16 protein-coding genes are annotated in these 22,110 nt (G+C 54.1%); 8 read left to right on the forward strand and 8 right to left on the reverse strand.

The window, feature by feature from the left end; translation table 11 throughout:
• Positions 1 to 16 precede the first annotated feature (16 nt).
• On the reverse strand, positions 17 to 241 hold the full coding sequence (cspD, locus tag QLG08_RS19580; protein WP_006118603.1) for a cold shock-like protein CspD: 225 nt from the start codon (positions 239 to 241) through the stop codon (positions 17 to 19).
• Between the two features lie 316 nt (positions 242 to 557).
• Here cspD and clpS point away from each other — a divergent pair, with 316 nt between their 5' ends.
• The gene (gene clpS, locus QLG08_RS19585) at positions 558 to 878 is read left to right on the forward strand and encodes an ATP-dependent Clp protease adapter ClpS (RefSeq protein WP_013025221.1); all 321 of its coding nucleotides are present in this window, start codon (positions 558 to 560) and stop codon (positions 876 to 878) included.
• A gap of 53 nt (positions 879 to 931) precedes the next feature.
• Complete coding sequence (clpA, locus tag QLG08_RS19590; protein ID WP_013025222.1) at positions 932 to 3,208, forward strand: ATP-dependent Clp protease ATP-binding subunit ClpA; 2,277 nt, start codon at positions 932 to 934, stop codon at positions 3,206 to 3,208.
• Positions 3,209 to 3,300: 92 nt separating this feature from the next.
• On the opposite strand, the gene infA is transcribed toward clpA, so the two are convergent.
• The 5 genes from infA to trxB all read right to left on the reverse strand — a co-directional run bounded on the left by infA (position 3,301) and on the right by trxB (position 9,189).
• Positions 3,301 to 3,519 (reverse strand): translation initiation factor IF-1, encoded by a 219-nt coding sequence (gene infA, locus QLG08_RS19595; protein WP_002211347.1) that lies wholly within the window; start codon positions 3,517 to 3,519, stop codon positions 3,301 to 3,303.
• Positions 3,520 to 3,863: 344 nt separating this feature from the next.
• Positions 3,864 to 4,556: a leucyl/phenylalanyl-tRNA--protein transferase gene (aat, locus tag QLG08_RS19600; RefSeq protein ID WP_014606203.1), complete on the reverse strand. Its 693-nt coding sequence runs from the start codon at positions 4,554 to 4,556 to the stop codon at positions 3,864 to 3,866.
• Positions 4,557 to 4,587: 31 nt separating this feature from the next.
• Positions 4,588 to 6,318, reverse strand: a complete 1,731-nt coding sequence (cydC, locus tag QLG08_RS19605; RefSeq protein WP_238493083.1) for a cysteine/glutathione ABC transporter ATP-binding protein/permease CydC — start codon at positions 6,316 to 6,318, stop codon at positions 4,588 to 4,590.
• Positions 6,318 to 8,087 (reverse strand): cysteine/glutathione ABC transporter permease/ATP-binding protein CydD, encoded by a 1,770-nt coding sequence (cydD, locus tag QLG08_RS19610; protein WP_238493082.1) that lies wholly within the window; start codon positions 8,085 to 8,087, stop codon positions 6,318 to 6,320. Before cydD ends, cydC begins: the two co-directional genes overlap by 1 nt.
• Positions 8,088 to 8,223: 136 nt before the next feature.
• Positions 8,224 to 9,189 (reverse strand): thioredoxin-disulfide reductase, encoded by a 966-nt coding sequence (trxB, locus tag QLG08_RS19615; RefSeq protein WP_014606200.1) that lies wholly within the window; start codon positions 9,187 to 9,189, stop codon positions 8,224 to 8,226.
• A 525-nt stretch (positions 9,190 to 9,714) separates the two neighbouring features.
• Between trxB and lrp the strand changes: the two genes are divergently transcribed.
• The 6 genes from lrp to QLG08_RS19645 all read left to right on the forward strand — a co-directional run bounded on the left by lrp (position 9,715) and on the right by QLG08_RS19645 (position 18,783).
• The gene (gene lrp / locus QLG08_RS19620) at positions 9,715 to 10,209 is read left to right on the forward strand and encodes a leucine-responsive transcriptional regulator Lrp (protein WP_006118610.1); all 495 of its coding nucleotides are present in this window, start codon (positions 9,715 to 9,717) and stop codon (positions 10,207 to 10,209) included.
• A 118-nt stretch (positions 10,210 to 10,327) separates the two neighbouring features.
• Positions 10,328 to 13,777 carry a DNA translocase FtsK 4TM domain-containing protein gene (locus tag QLG08_RS19625; protein ID WP_282473137.1) on the forward strand — a complete coding sequence of 1,150 codons (3,450 nt, stop codon included), beginning with the start codon at positions 10,328 to 10,330 and terminating at the stop codon, positions 13,775 to 13,777.
• A gap of 182 nt (positions 13,778 to 13,959) precedes the next feature.
• A complete protein-coding gene (gene lolA / locus QLG08_RS19630; protein WP_014593314.1) occupies positions 13,960 to 14,571 on the forward strand; it encodes an outer membrane lipoprotein chaperone LolA in 612 nt (203 codons plus the stop codon).
• A 7-nt stretch (positions 14,572 to 14,578) separates the two neighbouring features.
• Positions 14,579 to 15,922 carry a replication-associated recombination protein A gene (locus tag QLG08_RS19635; RefSeq protein WP_026021039.1) on the forward strand — a complete coding sequence of 448 codons (1,344 nt, stop codon included), beginning with the start codon at positions 14,579 to 14,581 and terminating at the stop codon, positions 15,920 to 15,922.
• A gap of 90 nt (positions 15,923 to 16,012) precedes the next feature.
• Positions 16,013 to 17,305 carry a serine--tRNA ligase gene (serS, locus tag QLG08_RS19640; RefSeq protein ID WP_013025231.1) on the forward strand — a complete coding sequence of 431 codons (1,293 nt, stop codon included), beginning with the start codon at positions 16,013 to 16,015 and terminating at the stop codon, positions 17,303 to 17,305.
• Between the two features lie 323 nt (positions 17,306 to 17,628).
• Complete coding sequence (locus QLG08_RS19645; protein WP_282473138.1) at positions 17,629 to 18,783, forward strand: MFS transporter; 1,155 nt, start codon at positions 17,629 to 17,631, stop codon at positions 18,781 to 18,783.
• A gap of 101 nt (positions 18,784 to 18,884) precedes the next feature.
• Here QLG08_RS19645 and pflA read toward each other — a convergent pair whose 3' ends face one another.
• Both pflA and pflB read right to left on the reverse strand, forming a co-directional pair.
• Entirely contained in the window at positions 18,885 to 19,625 is a 741-nt protein-coding gene (gene pflA, locus QLG08_RS19650; RefSeq protein WP_014606197.1) for a pyruvate formate lyase 1-activating protein, read from the reverse strand.
• A gap of 167 nt (positions 19,626 to 19,792) precedes the next feature.
• Positions 19,793 to 22,075, reverse strand: a complete 2,283-nt coding sequence (pflB, locus tag QLG08_RS19655; protein ID WP_013025234.1) for a formate C-acetyltransferase — start codon at positions 22,073 to 22,075, stop codon at positions 19,793 to 19,795.
• Between the last annotated feature and the right edge of the window lie 35 nt (positions 22,076 to 22,110).

The raw sequence follows: 22,110 nt of genomic DNA on the forward strand, positions 1-22,110 counted from the left end.
CAACGTTGGGGTGATCTCAGGCGACAGCCTGTTGCGCTTCAACGGGTACTATCAGACTGGCATGGTTGCCCTTAGGGCCCTGATGAACGTCAAAATGGACCTGCTGGCCCGCCTTTAGCGTTCTGTAACCATCCATCTGTATCGTTGAGTAGTGTGCGAAGATATCTTCTCCGCCCCCGATTGGACAGATAAAGCCGAAACCTTTGGCGTTATTGAACCATTTAACGGTACCTGTCTCCATGCTTTTACTTCCCTCGCAAGACATTTTATAAGTAGGTGAGGTCACTGAAGCCGTGAGTCGGGTTTGATTAAAACTCAATCAGCTTGTGAAGGTAGAATGTAGAGAAACTGGCGTGGTCGTCAAGCAAACCACCGGGCAAGGCGGGGAAAAAATCATCAAAATTTGAGGTAGTTAACGCTATTTGAAATTTTGTGATACAGGTCGCGTGTGGCATTTTTAGCGGAATGATTCATTAGCGACTGTGCACTTGACACACGTGTTAAACTCTACAGATGAACCGGGTTTATGAAGATGTACAGAATCACAACGGAACACTATGGCAAACACAAATGACTGGCTAAATTTTGAACAATTAGCTGACGATAAAGTACGCGAAGGGTTAAAGCCGCCTTCCATGTATAAAGTCATTCTGAATAATGACGATTATACACCTATGGAATTTGTTATTGACGTTCTGCAAAAGTTCTTTTCTTATGATATTGAACGTGCAACGCAACTGATGCTGAAAGTTCACTACCACGGTAAAGCAATCTGTGGTGTATTTACCGCAGAGGTCGCTGAGACCAAAGCGGCGCAGGTGAATAATTACGCGCGGGACAATCATCATCCGTTGCTGTGTACGCTTGAAAAAGCCTGAGCCTCTCTCCATACAGGAAGCAGGTCAGAGCGATTAACTGGAGGAGGTGCCTAATGCTCAATCAAGAACTGGAACTCAGTTTAAACATGGCTTTCGCCAGAGCGCGTGAGCACCGTCATGAGTTTATGACCGTCGAGCATCTGTTACTGGCGTTGCTCAGTAACCCGTCGGCCAGAGAGGCACTGGAAGCCTGTACGGTGGACATTGTGGCTCTAAGGCAGGAACTCGAAGCCTTCATTGAACAGACCACGCCTGTGCTGCCAGCCAGCGAAGAAGAGCGTGACACACAACCTACGCTCAGTTTCCAGCGTGTATTGCAGCGTGCGGTTTTCCATGTTCAGTCATCCGGACGCAGTGAAGTTACCGGCGCTAACGTGCTGGTTGCCATCTTTAGCGAGCAAGAGTCGCAGGCGGCTTATCTGCTGCGCAAACACGAAGTCAGCCGCCTTGATGTGGTGAATTTCATCTCTCATGGCACGCGTAAAGACGAACCCGGCCAGGCACCTGGTGCTGAAAATCCGGTTAACGAAGAGCAAGCAGGCGGGGAGGAACGTATGGAAAACTTCACCACCAATCTCAATCAGCTTGCTCGCGTCGGCGGAATTGACCCGCTGATCGGTCGCGACAAAGAGCTGGAACGAACTATTCAGGTCCTGTGTCGTCGCCGTAAAAACAATCCCCTGCTGGTGGGTGAATCCGGCGTCGGGAAAACCGCCATTGCGGAAGGCTTAGCCTGGCGCATTGTGCAGGGTGACGTGCCTGAAGTGATGAAAGACTGCACGATTTACTCTCTCGATATCGGCTCGTTGCTGGCGGGCACCAAATACCGGGGTGACTTTGAGAAACGTTTCAAAGCGCTGTTAAAACAGCTGGAGCAGGATAACAGCAGCATCCTGTTTATTGACGAGATTCATACCATTATCGGTGCGGGTGCGGCATCGGGTGGGCAGGTCGATGCGGCAAACCTGATCAAACCGCTGCTCTCCAGCGGTAAGATCCGCGTGATGGGCTCTACCACCTATCAGGAATTCAGCAACATCTTTGAAAAAGATCGTGCGCTGGCGCGTCGTTTCCAGAAAATCGATATCACCGAGCCGTCGGTGGAAGAAACGGTGCAGATTCTTAACGGCCTGAAAACCAAATACGAAGCGCACCATGACGTTCGCTATACGGCCAAAGCCGTGCGTGCGGCCGTTGAGCTGGCGGTGAAATACATTAACGATCGCCATCTGCCGGATAAAGCCATCGACGTGATCGATGAGGCCGGTGCCCGTGCGCGTCTGATGCCCGCGAGCAAACGTAAGAAAACCGTTAACGTGGCTGATATCGAAACCGTGGTGGCGCGTATTGCCCGTATTCCAGAGCAGAGTGTTTCAGCAACCGATCGCGATACGCTCAAGAACCTGGGCGACCGTCTGAAAATGCTGGTGTTTGGTCAGGATAACGCCATTGAAGCGCTGACCGAAGCCATCAAGATGAGCCGTGCAGGGCTGGGGCAGGATCGCAAGCCGGTGGGATCGTTCCTGTTTGCTGGTCCAACGGGCGTCGGTAAAACCGAAGTTACCGTTCAGCTGGCGAAAGCGCTGGGAATTGAGCTGCTGCGCTTCGACATGTCTGAGTACATGGAGCGCCATACCGTCAGTCGTTTGATCGGTGCGCCTCCGGGCTATGTGGGTTTCGATCAGGGCGGCCTGCTGACCGATGCGGTAATCAAGCATCCTCACGCCGTTGTGCTGCTGGATGAGATTGAGAAAGCGCACCCGGATGTGTTCAACCTGCTGCTGCAGGTGATGGACAACGGTATGCTGACCGATAACAACGGCCGCAAGGCCGACTTCCGTAACGTGGTGCTGGTGATGACCACCAACGCCGGCGTGCGTGAAACCGAGCGTAAATCCATTGGCCTGATCCATCAGGACAACAGTACGGATGCCATGGAAGAGATTAAGAAAATCTTTACCCCTGAATTCCGTAACCGCCTGGACAACATTATCTGGTTCAGCCACCTGTCAACGGACGTTATTCATCAGGTCGTAGACAAGTTTATTGTTGAACTGCAGGCACAGCTGGATGCGAAAGGTGTTTCACTGGAGGTCAGTGACGAAGCGCGTGACTGGCTGGCAGAGAAGGGCTATGACAAAGCGATGGGCGCTCGTCCGATGGCGCGTACCGTTCAGGAGAGCCTGAAGAAACCGCTGGCGAACGAACTGCTGTTTGGTTCGCTGGTTGACGGTGGATCGGTCTCTGTTGCGCTGGATAAAGAGAAGGGGCAACTGACCTATCACTTCCTGAGTGCGCAAAAACGTAAAACGGAAGGCACCGTGCACTAAGCGCGGTATGACAGAAAGAGAAAAGGCCGGATAATATCCGGCCTTTTTTTGTTTGCCCGCACACGAGGCGCAGGCAACGGCATCAACGCAACTCAGCGACTACGGAAGACAATGCGGCCTTTGCTCAGGTCGTACGGGGTCAGCTCGACAGTCACTTTGTCGCCCGTCAGGATGCGGATGTAGTTTTTACGCATTTTACCGGAGATATGAGCGGTAACCACGTGTCCGTTCTCAAGTTCTACGCGGAACATGGTGTTAGGTAACGTATCCAGTACGGTACCTTGCATTTCAATATTGTCTTCTTTGGCCATCGAATCCTCTGGGTGTACTACCTTTCAGTTGAACCGGCAAGATAATGCCCAATTCAACAAGTTATGTAAAGAACCGTCGGCAATAAAGCCAACGCATCGCCGTGCTTCGCGTTATAACGCGAGCATGTCGGTTAAATTCGGGTGTTTATGTGACGTCTGCGGGGGATTAGCGGGCTAAGAATCTGAATCAACCGGTAACACGCGCACGATTGAAACAGTTCCGAGAGTGCGATGAGATTCCCAGCCTGGCAATTCCGGCTTGAAAATCAAGCGCGGACGACATACCAAACGCCGCTATTATATCACTTAACCGGGTTTATGTGTGCAAAACATCTGCGCGCGGATTAAAAAAGGGTTTGATTCCGCCAGCAGCCGCTGTCAACGGGCTGCGAGGACAGGTTTTTTACCGCATCCAGGTAAGCTTCGCGGGGAATATCGACCGCGCCGAGTGAAGCCGTATGGGGATTCAGTATCTGGCAATCCACCAGGCGTCCTTTGTGCTTAATAAAATGCTGACAGAAAACCCAAAGTGCGGTTTTCGAGGCGTTGGTCTGCAGGCTGAACATGGATTCGCCACAAAATATCTGGCCCAGCGCCAGACCATACATGCCGCCCACCAGGTCTTGCTCGCGCCAGACTTCAATGGAATGGGCATGACCAAGCTCATAAAGCTTCAGCCATGCGCGTTTGACTTCAAAAGTAATCCATGTCCCTTCTTCCCGACCGGCCGCACAGCCTTCGACCACGTCGGAAAAGGCTTCATTCATCGTAACCCGATAAGGTGATTGCTGGTGGAAGCGCTTCATACTGCGGCTGAGGTGAAAACGGTCTGGGAGTAACACCGCGCGAGGGTCGGGTGACCACCACAGAATCGGATCGCCAGGGGAAAACCAGGGGAAAATCCCCTGCTGATAGGCGTTGAGCAGGCGAGCAGGCGAGAGATCACCGCCCATAGCCAGCAGGCCATTGGGCTCACGCAGCGCCGTGTCCGGAGGAGGAAACAGCAACGATTCCCGTGACAGTTGAACCAGTCTCATCGCGTTAAGTTATCCATCAGCTTTTACAAAACTATAACGCAAAGCGTTGCTGGAAACGCCAGTAACGTCCACCTTTTGCGACTAATTCGGAATGATTTCCCTGCTCAATGATCTTCCCGCCGTCCATAACACAAATTTTATCCATCTGCGCCAGTCCGGTCAGACGATGGGTAACCATAATCACGGTCTTGCCCGCTGTCAGCTGCTGCAACAGGAACAGAATATGCTGCTCGGTCGCGGCATCCAGCCCTTCCGTCGGCTCATCCAGTAACCACAGGTCGCCGTTGTGCAGCAGCGCACGGGCAATCGCCAGGCGTCGCAATTCGCCACCCGACAGCGGCCGGCCGCCTTCGCCCAGCCAGGCATTTAATCCTTCTTCATTATCCAGCAGACTCTGCAGGCCGGTCTGCATTAACGCCACGGTAAGGGTTTCATCACTGGCATCGGGGCAGGCCAGCAATAAATTATCACGCAGGGTCTGGCTGAAAAGATGAACGCGCTGGGTGACAACGCTGATGCGCTGACGGAGTTGCGCTTCATCCCATTCGGCAAGCGGGACGTTGTTCAGCGCTATCTCGCCATGCTCAACATCCCAGGCGCGCGTCAGGAGGCCAAGTAGGGTGGATTTTCCGCAGCCGGTAGGCCCGAGTAGCGCGACATGTTCACCCGCCTTAATGTGCAGGGAAAACTGGTTTAACACGTTTTCCGGCCTACCGGGATAGCTGAATTCAAGCGCCTGCACGCTCATGCTGAGCGCGCCGGGCGGGACAGCGGCTGCGGAGGGGAAAACGATCGCTGGCGTTTGCTCGATGATGTCATTGACGCGCTGGGCGGCGGTGATCACCTGAGACAGGGGCAGAAAGGCACCCGCGACCGGGGCCAGCGCTTCAAAAGCGGCCAGGGCACAAAACACCACCAGCGCAATAAAGGGACCGGGAAGATGCTGCTGCGCAATGCTGTCGGCGCTAAGCCAGAGCAGGGCGGTCACCGTGATACCGCTGCACATCAGCAACAGACTCTGCGCCAGTGCCTCTAAACGTGCCTGCTGGCGCTGCGCGTTCTGCCACTGTTGTTCGCTGCTGTCCAGCCGCGCGCGCCAGGCGGAGGCGTTACCGTACAGCGTCAGTTCAGCCTGGCCCGCCAGCCAGTGCATTAACTGCACGCGCCAGTGCGAACGCTGCCGGGTTATCGCCACGCCCGCCGGGGCGCCCAGGTGATAAAACAGGGGAGGAAAAAGACAGAGCAGGGCAAGCAGGGTACCGCCCAGCAGTAGTGCCAGCTGCGGATCAATCAGGCTTAAACCGGCTGTCACCACCACAATAACGATAAATGCGCCCAGCAGCGGCGATATTACCCGCAGGTAGAGGTGATCCAGCGTATCCACATCCCCAACAAAACGGTTTAACAGATCCGCCTGGCGAAAGGCCGCAAGCTGACCCGGTGCCAGTGAAATCAGACGGCTGAAGGTGAAAACGCGCAAATGCTGCAGCACCCGGAACGTGGCATCGTGCGTGACCAGCCGTTCGAAGTAACGTGCCGCGGTACGTATAATGGCCGCGCCACGCACGCCGGCGGCCGGGAGCATATAGTTAAAACTGTACAGACCCGCGACGCCAACAACGGACGATGCCGCCAGAAACCAGCCAGACAGGGTGAGTAGGCCAATACTGGCCAGCAACGTGACTATCGCCAGTATAATCCCCAGCACCAGCCGAAAGGGATGACGCAGCCACAGCCGCAGAAAAGGACGCAGAGCAGACATCAGATGCACTCCTGTTGACGATGTTGCAGCAGTGCACGGAAAGGGCCGGGCTGGGCCGTCAGTGCCTGCCAACTGCCTTGCTGTACCAGTTTTCCCGCCTCCATGAGCCAGATTTCATCCCAGTCGCGCAGCGAATCGATCTGATGCGTAATCATCAGGGTGGTTTGCTGTCGCGCGGCCTGATGAAGTGCCTGCATGACATGATGTTCACTCAGCGCATCCAGGCTGGCTGCAGGCTCATCAAGGAGCAATAGCTGAGCCGGTTTGTACAGCGCCCGCGCAACCGCAATGCGCTGTGCCTGACCAACGGACAGCGCGCTGCTGGCATCGCCCGGTGCGGTATTCAACCCTTCAGGCAGTCGTGAGAGAAACTCGTGGATGCCACAAGCCGCGATTAAGGCATCCAGACGTGCGGCGTCGAGGGGCGCGCCCATCAGGATATTTTCACGTAAGGTTTCTGCCGGTAACTGGGGATTTTGTCCGACCCAGGCAAGATGCCGATGCCAGTCGCGTTGAACCAAATCGCGTAACTCAATCCCATTGGCTTTAAGCGAGCCCTGATAAGGTAAAAATCCCAGCAGCGCATTCAACAGCGCGGTTTTGCCTGCGCCGCTTTTACCGACCAGCGCGATGCGTCCGCCCGAGCGCAGAGTGAAATGTAAAGGACCACACAGGATTTTACCGCCGGGCGCGCAGACCACCAGGTTGTCAGCAACCAGCTCCAGTGGTGCGGCGGCGGCAAACGGGATAGTGCCGTTGCGCGCTTCTGACTGTGGCGTCGCCTGCATAAAGCGCTCAATGGCATCGGCGCCGCCGATGGCCTGCGCTTTAGCATGGTAGAAGGTGCCGAGATCGCGCAAAGGCTGAAAGAATTCCGGGGCCAGAATCAACACCAGAAAACCGGCAAACAGCGTAACGCCCTTGCCATAATCGCCAAAGTGCAACTCACCCAGGTAGGAAAAACCAAAATATACCGCGACCACAGCAATAGCTAATGACGCAAAAAACTCCAGAACGGAGGAGGAGAGAAAAGCCAGCCGTAAGACGTCCATGGTGCGTTGACGAAAGTCCGTCGTGGTGGCGGCAATGGCCTGTTTTTCTGCTTCGGCCCGATGAAACAGCCTCAGCGTCTCCCGGCCGCGCAGGCGATCAAGAAAGTCACCACTCAGGCGCGCCAGGGCCAGAAAATTGCGCCGATTGGCATCGGCCGCGCCCATGCCCACCAGCGCCATAAACAGCGGAATCAACGGTGCCGTAGCCAGCAGAATCAATCCGGCGGCCCAGTTTAAAGGAAACAGCGCAATCAAAATGGCGCAGGGGATGACGGTCGCCAGCGTCATCTGCGGCAGGTAGCGCGCATAGTACGCCTGCATATCTTCTGTCTGTTCCAGCAGCAAGGTTGCCCAACTGCCGGCCGGTTTGCCCTGAATCCAGGCGGGGCCCAGCGCGGATAAACGGTCCAGAATCTGTTTGCGCAGCGCCTGGCGAATAGCCTGTCCGGCACGGAATCCTGCCTGCTCGCGCGCATAGTTCAGCATCGCCCGCAGCACGAAGCACAGCAGCAGTAACATAAACTGTGAAAGAAGAGACGGGGGCGATTGATGCGCCACAATCAACGCCTGAAGCAACGACGCCAGCAGCCAGGCCTGCAGGATAATCAGCAACGCACTGGCGGAACCCGACAGTGAGGCGAGCCGTAACCAGGGACCGGCATGATGCCGCTGTTGACGAAGCCAACGGGTAAGGTGCTGCTGCCGCGATTTGTTCATGCGAAACCCACAGTGGCGAAGACAAAGGAAAAGAGGCGAGCCCCTCCCGCCTGGCGCATGAATTTAGCATGGTGATAATAAAAAAGGCGACTGAAAAACAGTCGCCTCAAACAATTAAGATCAGGTTATTAACAACTTACTTATCGTTCTTAACCAGACCATCAAGATAACGTTCTGCATCCAGAGCAGCCATGCAGCCGGTGCCCGCAGAGGTAATGGCCTGGCGATAGATATGGTCCATCACATCACCTGCAGCAAACACACCCGGAATGCTGGTCTGGGTTGCATTGCCGTGCAGGCCAGACTGAACCTTGATATAGCCATTTTCCAGCGCTAACTGGCCGTCGAAAATCGCTGTGTTTGGGCTGTGGCCAATCGCCACAAACAGGCCAGCGACTTCCAGCGACTCGGTTTTGTCGTCCAGCGTTGAACGCAGCGTCAGTCCGGTCACGCCCATCTGATCGCCAACCACTTCTTCCAGCGTACGGTGGGTATGCAGCACAATGTTGCCGTTGCTGACTTTTTCCATCAGGCGATCGATCAAAATTTTCTCGGCGCGGAAGCTGTCGCGACGGTGAATTAAATGCACTTCAGCGGCGATATTGGCCAGATAAAGTGCTTCTTCTACCGCCGTATTACCGCCCCCGATCACGGCGACTTTCTGATTACGGTAAAAGAAACCATCACAGGTAGCGCAGGCCGAAACGCCTTTGCCTTTAAACGCGTCTTCTGACGGCAGGCCGAGGTAGCGTGCCGATGCACCTGTGGCAATAATCAGGGCATCTGCGGTGTATTCGCCGCTGTCACCGGTTAAACGGAACGGACGATTCTGCAGATCCACGGAATGGATGTGGTCAAAAATGATCTCAGTGTTAAATTTCTCGGCATGCTCATGCATGCGTTCCATTAACGATGGACCTGTCAGATCGTGCGGGTCGCCCGGCCAGTTTTCCACTTCCGTCGTGGTCGTCAGCTGTCCGCCTTTTTCCAGACCGGTAATCAACACCGGATTCAGATTCGCGCGTGCAGCATAAACGGCTGCGGTATAACCTGCTGGACCAGAGCCCAGAATGAGCAACTTACTGTGTTTAGCCGTACTCATGCGTTCCTCAGTTTCATTCGCCTGACATAGCCTGCGATTGTAGGGAATAAGCCGTGTCATTGACAACACTTGCGCGCGTTTGTTAACGATTACTGCAAACGGCGTAGACGATGATTGCACTTTTTGCCTGCGGTTTGCGCCAAAAGGGGGCAAAAATTCACGTTGTTGCACCTTATCGCCCGAAAATACTCATTTAAAAACAGTGACCCAGCGATGTGTCTGGCATCTTGTCCTGAATTTAGACATTTTACTTTGACAATCGCCTGCGCATTTGCGAAAACAGTGTGAGAAGCGAATGACATCTTCGGAACAAAACGGGTTTTGCCGCCGGGTTTTGGGCAATGTGCCGAACGAATTTTGTCGTCTGATATGAGTCATGACGCATGATGTGGACAGACAACATGCGTCATACACATAGGTGCGACCGCACTGAGACGCCGTTATTTCACTTCAAAAAATGCCCCGAACAATGAGCGTTTTCAGGGGATGGCAGGTAAAGGGAAGGAATTAAGAGAGACAATAATAATGGTAGATAATAAGAAACGCCCCGGTAAAGACCTCGACAGGATCGACAGAAATATTCTGAATGAATTGCAGAAAGACGGTCGTATCTCAAACGTGGAACTTTCCAAACGTGTAGGATTATCGCCTACACCTTGTCTTGAGCGTGTACGTCGTCTTGAACGCCAGGGATTCATCCTTGGTTACACTGCGCAACTTAACCCTCACTACCTGGACGCCTCATTACTGGTATTCGTTGAGATTACTCTGAATCGTGGCGCACCAGATGTGTTTGAGCAATTTAACGCCGCTGTGCAAAAACTTGAGGAAACTCAAGAGTGTCACCTGGTTTCTGGTGATTTCGACTACCTGCTGAAAACACGCGTGCCCGATATGTCCGCCTACCGCAAGCTGCTGGGGGAAACCCTGCTGCGCCTGCCGGGTGTAAACGACACGCGTACTTACGTGGTGATGGAAGAGGTCAAACAGAGTAACCGTCTGGTGATCAAAACGCGCTGATGCGTGGCAGGTGCAAAGCCTGTGAAATTTCGGTACACTCCTGTGAATACATACAGGACCAGCGTCGGGTGAGCCCGACGCTGTTGTTTCTTACTTTACAGGCACCTGGAGAGTTCTCTTGAGCCAGGAATACACAGAAGATAAAGACGTTTCGTTACAGTCGCTGAGCAGTGGACGCCGTCTGCTGGAAGCGTTGCTCATTCTGGTGGCGTTGTTTGCCGTCTACCTGATGGTTTCCCTGGTCAGTTTTAATCCTTCCGACCCGAGCTGGTCGCAGACGGCCTGGCACGAGCCTATCCATAATATCGGCGGTACGGTAGGGGCATGGCTGGCTGACACGCTGTTGTTCATCTTTGGCGTGATGGCTTACGCCATTCCACCGGTGATCCTTGGATTGTGCTGGATAGCCTTTCGCCAGCGCGATAATCAGGACTACTTCGACTATTTCGCCGTAGGTTTGCGGTTAATTGGCGTACTGGCCCTGGTCGTGACAACCTGCGGCATGGCTGCACTGAATGCTGACGACATCTGGTACTTTGCTTCAGGCGGCGTGATCGGCAGCCTCGTCAGCAATGCGATTTCACCCTGGTTTAGTCCTGCTGGTGGCACCCTCACTCTGCTTTGCATCTGGGCAGCGGGCATTACGCTGTATACCGGTTGGTCGTGGTTGACCATTGCAGAACGAATCGGTGGCGTGGTCATGGGCGTGCTGACATTTGCCAGCAACCGTTCACGTCACGACGAACCCTGGCAGGAAGAGGACGAGGGCGAACATCATGAAGATGATGTGCCTGTTCTTCACGCGCAGCCCCATGACGACGATGACGTTCTGCTTTCTGCGCCCCGTAAGGCGCAGCCCGATCTGGACGAGCACGATCCGCTGCTGGCTAAGGCCGCAACAGCGACTCGAGCTGCCGTCGCGGCAACCACCGACGCTGCTGAAATGCCGGTGGCACCCGTCCAGCAACCTGCTGCAGCCAGCGTGGCGTCAACCTTTACCACGGCTACCGTGCCGCCGTCAGCCCCATCTGCAGCCCAGCCTGCGGTTGCGCCCGTGAATACTGTCGCCGCGCCCGCCCAGGAAGCGGCTGTACCTCATCCTGCTCCAGAGCGTCATTTTGCACCGCGTGATCCTGTTCCGCAGGATAAACCGGTCAGTGAACCGCCTCTGTACCGTTTTGAAATGCCGGATGAAACACCCGCATCCTCAGCACCCTTTACGGCCTATGAGGATGATGCGCCGAAGATGGGCAACTGGCGCGAGGCAGCCTCTGCCGCAACCCTGAGCAGTGCGGTAACGGCAGGCGCGGCAGGCAAAGCCGCGGCCTCGATGTCGCCGCTGTTTGAACCGGTGCCTGAAAATCAGGCGAATCCACAGGTGAAGCAGGGGATAGGTCCGGCGTTACCGCGGCCAAACCCGGTTAAATTACCGACCCGACGCGAACTGGCTTCTTACGGAATTAAACTTCCTTCCCAGCGCATGGCAGAAGAGAAAGCCAGACTGTCTGAAGCCCCGGCGGCTCCACAGGCTGCCGATCAGCCGCATAATCCAGACTGGTCAGCGGAGGAGCAGGATGCTCTGCAACAGGCTGAGTTACGTCAGGCGTTTCAGTCTGAGCAGCAACAGCGTTATGGCGAGAGCTGGCAACAGGATGAACAGAGTGAAGACGATGAACAGGCTCTAGAGCAGGCATCCCTGGCCCGTCAGTTCGCCGAGCAGCAGCAACAGCGTTATGAGACCGAACCTGCCAACAATGCGCCGGTATTCAACCTGGACACGTCTGCGGCCTTTGATTTCTCACCGATGAAAGATCTGGTTGACGACGGCCCGGTTGAGCCGCTGTTCACCATTGCGGCTACGCCGGAAACGGATGAGGTCGCGGCAAAACATGAGCCGTGGCAGCAAGTACAGGCTGCGCCGACGCATGCGGCCGCGCAGAGAAGCATGCCGACGCAGAACGTTGCGTCGGATACCTTCGCGGCACCTGTCGAGCAGCCCGAACCTGTGGAAGAGGCGAAGCCGTCGTTGCATGACAGCCTGATTCATCCTTTCCTGATGCGTCATGAACAGCCGCTGGAAAAACCCTCTACGCCGTTGCCTTCTCTGGATCTGTTAACCGCACCGCCTGCAGAAGAAGAGCCGGTTGACATGTTTGCCCTTGAGCAGACGGCGCGCCTGGTTGAATCACGCCTCGGCGATTATCGTGTTAAGGCTGAGGTCGTCGGCATCTCTCCCGGCCCGGTCATTACCCGCTTTGAACTGGATCTGGCACCGGGCGTGAAAGCGGCGCGTATTTCTAACCTGTCGCGCGATCTGGCCCGTTCACTGTCCACCACGGCGGTGCGCGTTGTTGAAGTGATTCCGGGTAAGCCCTATGTCGGACTGGAATTACCGAATAAGCATCGTCAGACCGTTTACTTACGTGAAGTGCTGGATTGTCCAAAATTCCGTGACAATCCTTCACCTCTGGCCGTGGTACTGGGTAAAGACATTGCTGGTCAGCCGGTAGTGGCCGATTTGGCGAAGATGCCACACTTACTGGTAGCGGGTACCACCGGTTCGGGTAAGTCAGTCGGTGTGAACGCCATGATTCTCAGCATGTTGTATAAAGCCACGCCGGAAGAAGTGCGCTTTATTATGATCGACCCGAAAATGCTTGAGCTGTCGGTCTATGAAGGCATTCCGCATCTACTCACCGAAGTCGTCACCGATATGAAAGATGCGGCGAATGCGCTGCGCTGGAGCGTCGGTGAGATGGAGCGCCGCTATAAACTGATGTCGGCACTTGGCGTGCGTAATCTTGCGGGCTACAACGAGAAAGTTGAGCAGGCTGAGGCGATGGGCCGTCCAATCCCCGATCCGTTCTGGAAACCGGGCGACAGTATGGACATGACGCCGCCGGTGCTGGAAAAACTGCCTTACATTGTGGTGATGGTGGATGAGTTCGCCGACCTGATGATGGCCGTGGGTAAAAAAGTGGAAGAGCTGATTGCCCGCCTGGCGCAGAAAGCACGTGCGGCCGGTATCCACCTGGTGCTGGCCACCCAGCGTCCCTCGGTGGATGTGATTACCGGCCTGATCAAGGCCAACATTCCAACCCGTATCGCCTTTACCGTGTCGAGCAAAATTGACTCGCGCACCATCCTCGACCAGGGCGGCGCGGAGTCGTTGCTGGGCATGGGTGACATGCTCTATATGCCGCCAAACTCCTCCATGCCGGTTCGTGTTCACGGTGCCTTTGTACGCGATCAGGAAGTGCATGCGGTGGTCCAGGACTGGAAAGCGCGTGGACGTCCGCAATACATTGAGAGCATTACAGCGGGCGAAGAGAGCGAGGGTGCGGGCGGCATCGACAGCGATGAAGAACTGGATCCGTTGTTCGATCAGGCGGTGGGTTTCGTGGTGGACAAGCGCCGCGCCTCGATTTCAGGCGTTCAGCGTCAGTTCCGTATTGGCTATAACCGCGCCGCGCGCATCATTGAGCAGATGGAAGCCCAGGGCATCGTTTCGGCACCGGGACATAACGGTAACCGCGAAGTGCTGTCACCGCCTCCCCACGATATGTAGAGCCTGAACGATAAGCTTTGAAACATAAATCAATGAGCCAGTTCTTGCTGGCTCATTGTTTTTTAGCCGTTTACCCCCATAGTTGATTAGGCTTTCGGTTTTTTCTCCTGTATTAAACGCAGGACAGCGACCAGGCTTAGTAGCGTTATCAACGGGAAACGATTTAATAAGGATTTAAGCAGATGAAATTACGCGTAATTGCCTTAGGCCTGTTGGCCGCTTTGGGTTCAGCCAGCGCTTTCGCTGATGCATCAAGTGACCTGCAACAGCGTTTGAATAAAGTAAACAGCTTCCACGCCAGCTTTACGCAAAAGGTGACCGATGGCAGCGGTGCTAACGTGCAGGATGGAGAAGGTGAACTTTGGGTCAAGCGCCCAAGCCTGTTTAACTGGCACATGACCGCGCCTGACGAGAGCGTCATTGTCTCTGACGGAAAATCGTTATGGTTCTACAACCCGTTTGTAGAGCAGGCTACGGTAAGTCTGTTAAAGAATGCTACCAGCAATACGCCGTTTATGTTAATTGCCCGCAATCAGTCCAGCGACTGGCAGCAATACAACGTTAAGCAGCAGGGCGATAAATTTGAACTGACCCCGAAGAAAAGCGACGGCAACCTCAAGCAGTTCACTATCGACGTAACGCCAGATGGCACGATTAATCAGTTCAGCGCCGTAGAGCAGGATGGACAGCGCAGTAACTACCAGCTGAAGAGCCAGAAAAACGGCCCTATCAGTCCGGATAAATTCACTTTCACCCCGCCGAAAGGCGTCACGGTGGATGATCAACGTCAGTGAGGTGGTAGTGGGCAACCTGTCTCTGGATTTCTCCAGCGAAGATTTTAAACCTCTGGCCGCGCGTATGCGGCCAGAAACCCTGAAGCACTATATTGGTCAGCAGCACCTGCTGGCTGCGGGGAAACCGCTGCCGCGCGCCATTGAGGCTGGCCATTTGCATTCAATGATTCTCTGGGGACCGCCGGGAACAGGCAAAACCACACTGGCCGAAATTATCGCGCACTACGGTAACGCGGACGTTGAACGCATCTCTGCCGTCACCTCCGGCGTCAAAGAAATTCGTGAAGCGATAGAGCGTGCGCGCTTGAGCAAGCAGGCCGGCCGTCGCACCATCCTTTTCGTGGACGAGGTGCACCGTTTCAATAAAAGTCAGCAGGATGCCTTCTTGCCCCATATAGAAGACGGCACCATTACCTTCATTGGCGCCACCACTGAAAATCCCAGTTTCGAGCTTAATTCCGCACTGCTGTCACGCGCCCGCGTTTATCTACTGAAGTCCCTGACCACAGAAGACATTGAGCAGGTGCTTGACCAGGCCATGCAAGATGCCGATCGCGGCTATGGCAACAGCGATATCCTGTTACCGAATAATACGCGCCGCATGATCGCTGAGCTGGTGAGCGGCGATGCGCGCCGTGCGCTTAACACGCTGGAAATGATGGCCGATATGGCCGAAACCAACGCGCAAGGCAAAAGAGAACTGACGCCACAACTGCTGACTGAAGTTGCCGGGGAGCGATCTGCACGGTTTGATAACAAGGGTGACCGCTTTTACGACCTTATTTCTGCGTTACATAAGTCTGTTCGCGGTTCAGCACCCGATGCTGCCCTTTACTGGTACGCGCGGATTATTACCGCAGGGGGCGATCCGCTGTATGTCGCGCGTCGTCTGTTGGCCATTGCCTCTGAAGACGTGGGCAATGCCGATCCGCGCGGCATGCAGGTGGCGATATCGGCGTGGGACTGTTTCACCCGCGTGGGTCCGGCAGAAGGGGAGCGGGCGATTGCTCAGGCCATCGTCTATCTCGCCTGTGCGCCAAAAAGTAATGCCGTTTATACCGCCTTTAAAGCGGCGATGCGCGATGCGCGCGACCACCCTGATTTTGATGTTCCCGATCATCTGCGCAATGCCCCCACTAAGCTGATGAAAGAAATGGGCCTGGGTGAAAGCTATCGCTATGCCCATGATGAAGCCAACGCCTATGCGGCTGGTGAGGTCTATTTCCCTCCGGAAATGGCACAAACACGTTACTATCATCCCACCCAACGCGGTCTTGAAGGCAAAATTGGCGAAAAGCTGGCCTGGCTTACTGAACTCGATCAAAATAGCCAGACAAAACGCTACCGCTAAAACAGACGTTGCGGTAATGTGGTCAATGTTTTCAACGCATTCCAGCTGGAATGCGTCCCTTCTTTCAACTCATAAATACACAGGATAAGCATGCTCGATCCCAATCTGCTGCGTAATGAGCCAGACGCAGTCGCAGAAAAACTGGCACGCCGAGGATTCAAACTGGATGTGGAAATGCTGCGTTCGCTCGAAGAGCGTCGCAAAGTCTTGCAGGTAGAAACTGAAAATCTGCAGGCCGAGCGTAACTCCCGATCCAAATCCATCGGTCAGGCCAAAGCACGTGGGGAAGACATCGAGCCACTGCGTCAGGAAGTGAACAGCCTGGGCGAACGCCTGGATGCTGCCAAAGCAGAACTGGATGAACTGCAAAATCAGATTCGTGACTTCAGCCTGGCGTTGCCGAATCTGCCTGCAGATGTTGTACCGCTGGGTAAAGACGATACCGAGAACCTGGAAATCAGCCGCTGGGGTGAGCCGCGTCAGTTTGATTTTCAGGTGAAAGATCATGTTGAGCTGGGCGAAGCCGCGAAAGGCCTGGATTTTGCTGCGGCGGTCAAACTCACCGGTTCACGCTTTGTCGTGATGCAGGGCCAGATTGCCCGCCTGCACCGGGCGCTCAGCCAGTTTATGATTGACTTGCATACCGAGCAGCATGGCTATCTGGAAACCTATGTGCCTTATCTGGTCAACCATGCGACCCTGTACGGAACAGGACAGTTGCCAAAGTTTGGTGAAGATCTGTTTCACACCCGGCCGCTGGAAGAAGAGTCAGAAAGCAGCCACTATGCGTTGATTCCTACTGCCGAAGTGCCGCTGACCAATCTGGTACGCGATGAAATCGTCGAGGAAGAAAACCTGCCGCTTAAGCTGACGGCTCACACGCCATGCTTCCGCTCTGAAGCGGGTTCCTATGGCCGTGACACGCGCGGGCTTATCCGTATGCACCAGTTCGATAAAGTCGAGATGGTACAGATAGTGGCGCCTGAAACCTCAATGGATGCCCTGGAAGAGCTGGTCGGCCACGCCGAAAAAGTCTTACAGCTGCTGAATCTGCCTTATCGTAAAGTGCTGTTGTGCACCGGCGATATGGGCTTTGGTGCGACCAAAACCTACGATTTAGAAGTGTGGTTACCGGCGCAGAATACGTACCGTGAAATCTCCTCTTGTTCAAACATGGGTGATTTCCAGGCTCGCCGTATGCAGGCAAGGACCCGCAGTAAGCAGGATAAAAAGCCGCGTCTGGTCCATACATTAAATGGTTCTGGCCTGGCCGTGGGCCGCACCTTGGTGGCGGTGCTGGAAAACTACCAGCAGCAGGATGGCCGCATCGCCGTGCCTGAAGTGTTACGTCCTTATATGAAGGGCCTGGAATTTATTGGTTAATCGCCCGTTATTCTCTGAAAAACCCAGCGGCTGCTGGGTTTTTTTTTGGTCCGAAAGACGGATCGATGCCAAAGGACGGTATCAGAATTTATCACAAATAAACGTTATCGATATATCCCGATGCCGAAAGCGTAAAAATCTACATTATCAGTAAGATAGCTTTATTTCCCCTGACGTAAAATATGCCGCTAACTTACTGAAGATAAATAAATTAAATTGTCGGGCAGCAAAATGTGCTGCGGTGCGTTTGGCCCCGTTGACTTTAAATAACGCAGTGGCAAACTGCGCGCAATTTCCTTCATTCCTTTTGGTTTTAATTCCCTATGTCGACCTGGTCACGTCCTGTGATACTGCTGCTTTGCGGCCTGCTGTTAATGACAGTTTCAATTGCTGTGCTGAATACGTTAGTGCCTCTCTGGCTGACGCATGATGCTCTGGCTACCTGGCAGGTGGGCGTGGTGAGTTCGTCGTATTACACCGGCAATCTGCTTGGCACGTTGCTGGCGGGCTGGCTGATTAAACAGTATGGATTTAACCGTAGTTATTATCTGGCAACCGGCCTGTTTGCGGTGGCAACCCTGTGTATGATGGTGCTGGCAGGCTTCTGGTCATGGACGCTGTTGCGTTTTAGCGCGGGTGTCGGCTGCGCCTTAGTCTGGGTCGTGGTTGAAAGCGCTTTATTGTGCAGCGGCACGGTGCGTAACCGTGGGCAGCTCCTGGCTGCCTATATGATTGTCTATTATCTGGGAACGGTTGCCGGGCAGCTACTGGTGAGCAAACTTTCCACAGAGCTGTTGAGTGTGATCCCCTGGGTAACCGCGACGGTGATTTGTGCCATTTTACCGCTGATCTTCACACAGGTTGCTGCCAGCCGTGAGCCGGCTGAAGCCTTGCCGGGTGGCCGTATCTTACCCATGCTACGCCGCCGCAGTTCGCGCCTGGGCATCAACGGCTGCATCATCTCCGGGATTGTTTTAGGTTCGTTATATGGCTTGATGCCGCTCTATCTTTCCCATCAGGGCATGAGCGATGCAAACGTAGGTTACTGGATGGCTTTACTCGTTAGTTCAGGTATTGTCGGGCAGTGGCCGATTGGGCGCCTTGCCGATCGCTTTGGCCGCATGATGGTGTTGCGTGTGCAGGTATTTGTGGTAATCCTGGGCGCGATTGCGATGCTAACCAATGCCGCGATGGCACCTGCCTTGTTTGTTCTGGGGCTGGCGGGTTTTACGCTTTACCCTGTGGCGATGTCGTGGGCCTGCGAAACCGTGGCGCATCACGAACTGGTGGCCATGAATCAGGCGCTGTTACTGAGCTATACGCTGGGCAGTCTGGCGGGGCCGAGCATGACAGCAATGCTGATGCAGAGTTACTCAGACCGTTTACTGTTCGTTATGATTGCGGCAGTGGCGCTGGTTTACCTGGTGATGCTGTTGCGTAAAGCCGATCATCATGCCACGCCCGTGGCGCATGCCTGAATGCCTTCTGCAGAGGGCAGCACTGTGCCTCGTTGTTGCATGGTGGTCAGTGCGCCTTCCTGAAAGGTTCCTGCGGGGCGGTAGAGATCTCCGCCCCGTTTTCAATACATGACTTCATGTCCGTAGCGGAGAAGAATGTTTTTTACCCGCTCCATCGTCTCTTTAGTGGGCGGTTTCACGCCATCAAGCTTGTACTCTTCGCCCATCGCGATCCACTTATGTTTACCCAGTTCGTGATAAGGCAGAAGCTCGATCTTTTCAACGTTCGCCATATCCTGGGTAAACGCTCCCAGGCGATGAACGGTATCGTCGTCATCTGAGTAGCCAGGCACGACGACAAAACGGATCCATGTCCGTTTGCCTTTTTTCTGTAGGTAGCGAGCGAAATCAAGCGTGCGATGGTTAGATACGCCAACCAGAATCTGGTGAACCTCGTCATTCATCTGTTTAAGGTCCAGCATCACTAAATCTGTTGCGTCCAGTAGCTCATCAATGACCGGATCGTAGCGGCGAACAAAACCATTGGTATCCAGACAGGTATGTATGCCTTCTGCCTTGCAGGCACGAAACCAGTCACGCACAAACTCAGCCTGAAGAATGGCTTCGCCACCCGATGCGGTGACGCCACCGCCAGAGGCATTCATAAAGTGACGGTAGGACAGAACGTCCGCCATCAGCGCCTCAACGGTGATTTCTTTACCGGCGTGCGTGTCCCAGGTATCGCGGTTGTGGCAGTAAAGGCAACGCATCAGGCAACCCTGGAAAAAGGTAATAAACCGGATGCCGGGACCGTCTACGGTTCCGCATGATTCGAATGAGTGGATGCGACCTATGGCTGACATTGCGATGTTTCTCCAGGTAAGCCTGCGGAGCAGGTGGCACACTCTCTGGTGTGCTCTGAACAGGAAATCAATTTTGGTGGTTATCCGTATCTCAGACAACGACCAAAGCAGACTTTGAATATGAGGCTCCATGAAGGAGCCTCAGAAAGGGCTGATGGCGACAGCGCTTACAGCGATTGTGTAAAGGTACGGGTGATCACGTCCTGCTGCTGCTCTTTTGTCAGCGAATTAAAGCGAACGGCGTAGCCGGAGACGCGAATGGTTAACTGAGGATATTTTTCAGGATTATCCATCGCGTCCATTAACATCTCCCGATTCATGACGTTCACATTAAGATGCTGACCGCCTTCAATACTGGTCTCATGATGGAAGTAACCGTCCATCAAGCCTGCCAGATTGGTTTTACGCACGTTGTCATCTTTGCCTAACGCATTAGGCACGATAGAGAAAGTGTAGGAGATACCGTCTTTTGCGTAAGCAAAGGGCAGTTTCGCCACCGAGGTCAGCGAGGCTACGGCACCTTTCTGATCGCGACCGTGCATCGGGTTAGCGCCCGGACCAAAAGGCGCGCCTGCACGGCGACCGTCTGGCGTATTACCGGTTTTCTTGCCGTAAACCACGTTAGAGGTAATGGTCAGCACAGACTGGGTCGGTACAGCGTTGCGATAGGTTTCGAGTTGCTGAATCTTTTTCATAAAGCGTTCAACAAGGTCGCAGGCCAGATCGTCAACGCGGGGATCGTTATTCCCGAACTGCGGATACTCTCCTTCGATGTCGAAATCGATGGCCAGGCCATCTTCATCACGCACCGGTTTCACCTTCGCGTATTTGATGGCAGACAGCGAGTCGGCCGCGACAGAGAGTCCGGCAATACCGCATGCCATGGTGCGGTAAACGTCACGATCGTGCAGTGCCATCAGCGCGGCTTCATAGCTGTATTTATCGTGCATGAAGTGGATGATGTTCAGTGCAGTGACGTACTGTTTCGCCAGCCAGTCCATAAAGTGATCCAGACGCGCCATTACCACGTCAAAATCAAGCACCTCATCGGTAATCTTGGCTTCTTTTGGTCCGACCTGCATTTTCAGTTTTTCGTCCACGCCGCCATTGATTGCGTAGAGCAGGGTTTTCGCCAGGTTGGCGCGGGCACCGAAGAACTGCATTTGCTTACCGACGATCATTGGGCTGACGCAGCAGGCAATTGCATAGTCATCGTTGTCGAAATCGGGACGCATCAGGTCGTCGTTTTCATACTGCAATGATGACGTATCAATAGACACTTTCGCCGCATACTTTTTAAAGTTAACCGGCAGCTTCTCAGACCACAGAATGGTCATATTAGGCTCAGGTGAAGGGCCCATGGTGTACAGTGTATTGAGGAAACGGAAGGTGGTTTTACTCACCAGCGTACGTCCATCAACGCCCATACCGGCCAGCGATTCCGTTGCCCAGATGGGGTCGCCAGAGAACAGTTCATCGTACTCAGGCGTGCGCAGGAAGCGGACCATGCGCAGTTTCATCACCAGGTGGTCAATTAGTTCCTGCGCCTGCGCTTCGTTCAGCTTACCGGCGTTGAGATCGCGCTCAATGAACACGTCCAGGAAGGTTGAAACACGGCCAAAGGACATGGCTGCACCGTTCTGTGATTTTACTGCGGCAAGATAGCCGTAATAGGTCCACTGAACGGCTTCGACTGCATTGGTCGCCGGACCTGAGATATCGTGACCATATTTGGCTGCCATCTCTTTGATTTGTCCAAGCGCCCGATGCTGGTCAGCAATTTCTTCGCGTAGACGAATGGTGGCTTCCAGGTTGACGCCATTTTCCAGATCGCTTTGCAGAGACGCAAACTGAGCAAACTTATCGGCCATCAGGTAGTCAATGCCGTATAAGGCGATACGACGGTAGTCACCGATGATGCGTCCACGACCATAGGCATCAGGCAGGCCGGTTAATATACCTGATTTACGGCAGCGTAAAATGTCAGGGGTATAAACATCAAACACGCCCTGATTGTGCGTTTTACGATAGTCGGTGAAGATTTTTTTCAGTGAAGCATCGAGTTCGCGCCCGTAAACTTTGCATGAACCCTCGACCATCTTAATGCCGCCAAAAGGAATAATGGCGCGTTTCAGCGGCGCTTCCGTTTGCAGGCCAACAACTTTTTCCAGCGATTTATTGATATAGCCGGCATCGTGCGAGGTGATGGTAGAAGCAAGATCGGTATCAAAATCGACGGGTGCGTGGGTACGGTTTTCAACTTTAATGCCTTCCAGCACGCTTTCCCACAGTTTAGTGGTGGCTTCGGTGGCGCCAGCGAGGAAAGATTCATCGCCTTCATACGGCGTATAGTTTTTCTGGATGAAGTCGCGTACGTTGACGCTGTTCTGCCATTCGCCTTCAGTAAAACCCTGCCAGGCTGAGGCCAGTTTTGCGTTAAGTTCGGTCATATTATACCTGCCTTATTTAAGGAGACTTTTGCTCT

Origin of the sequence: Pantoea sp. V106_11, assembly GCF_029967885.1 — a bacterium.
Taxonomy (GTDB): Bacteria; Pseudomonadota; Gammaproteobacteria; order Enterobacterales; family Enterobacteriaceae; genus Pantoea; species Pantoea ananatis.

Coding starts and splice junctions, on each gene's coding strand:
- cspD (WP_006118603.1), bottom strand. CDS start 241: ATGGAGACAGGTACCGTTAAATGGTTCAATAACGCCAAAGGTTTCGGC.
- clpS (WP_013025221.1), top strand. CDS start 558: ATGGCAAACACAAATGACTGGCTAAATTTTGAACAATTAGCTGACGAT.
- clpA (WP_013025222.1), top strand. CDS start 932: ATGCTCAATCAAGAACTGGAACTCAGTTTAAACATGGCTTTCGCCAGA.
- infA (WP_002211347.1), bottom strand. CDS start 3,519: ATGGCCAAAGAAGACAATATTGAAATGCAAGGTACCGTACTGGATACG.
- aat (WP_014606203.1), bottom strand. CDS start 4,556: ATGAGACTGGTTCAACTGTCACGGGAATCGTTGCTGTTTCCTCCTCCG.
- cydC (WP_238493083.1), bottom strand. CDS start 6,318: ATGTCTGCTCTGCGTCCTTTTCTGCGGCTGTGGCTGCGTCATCCCTTT.
- cydD (WP_238493082.1), bottom strand. CDS start 8,087: ATGAACAAATCGCGGCAGCAGCACCTTACCCGTTGGCTTCGTCAACAG.
- trxB (WP_014606200.1), bottom strand. CDS start 9,189: ATGAGTACGGCTAAACACAGTAAGTTGCTCATTCTGGGCTCTGGTCCA.
- lrp (WP_006118610.1), top strand. CDS start 9,715: ATGGTAGATAATAAGAAACGCCCCGGTAAAGACCTCGACAGGATCGAC.
- lolA (WP_014593314.1), top strand. CDS start 13,960: ATGAAATTACGCGTAATTGCCTTAGGCCTGTTGGCCGCTTTGGGTTCA.
- serS (WP_013025231.1), top strand. CDS start 16,013: ATGCTCGATCCCAATCTGCTGCGTAATGAGCCAGACGCAGTCGCAGAA.
- QLG08_RS19645 (WP_282473138.1), top strand. CDS start 17,629: ATGTCGACCTGGTCACGTCCTGTGATACTGCTGCTTTGCGGCCTGCTG.
- pflA (WP_014606197.1), bottom strand. CDS start 19,625: ATGTCAGCCATAGGTCGCATCCACTCATTCGAATCATGCGGAACCGTA.
- pflB (WP_013025234.1), bottom strand. CDS start 22,075: ATGACCGAACTTAACGCAAAACTGGCCTCAGCCTGGCAGGGTTTTACT.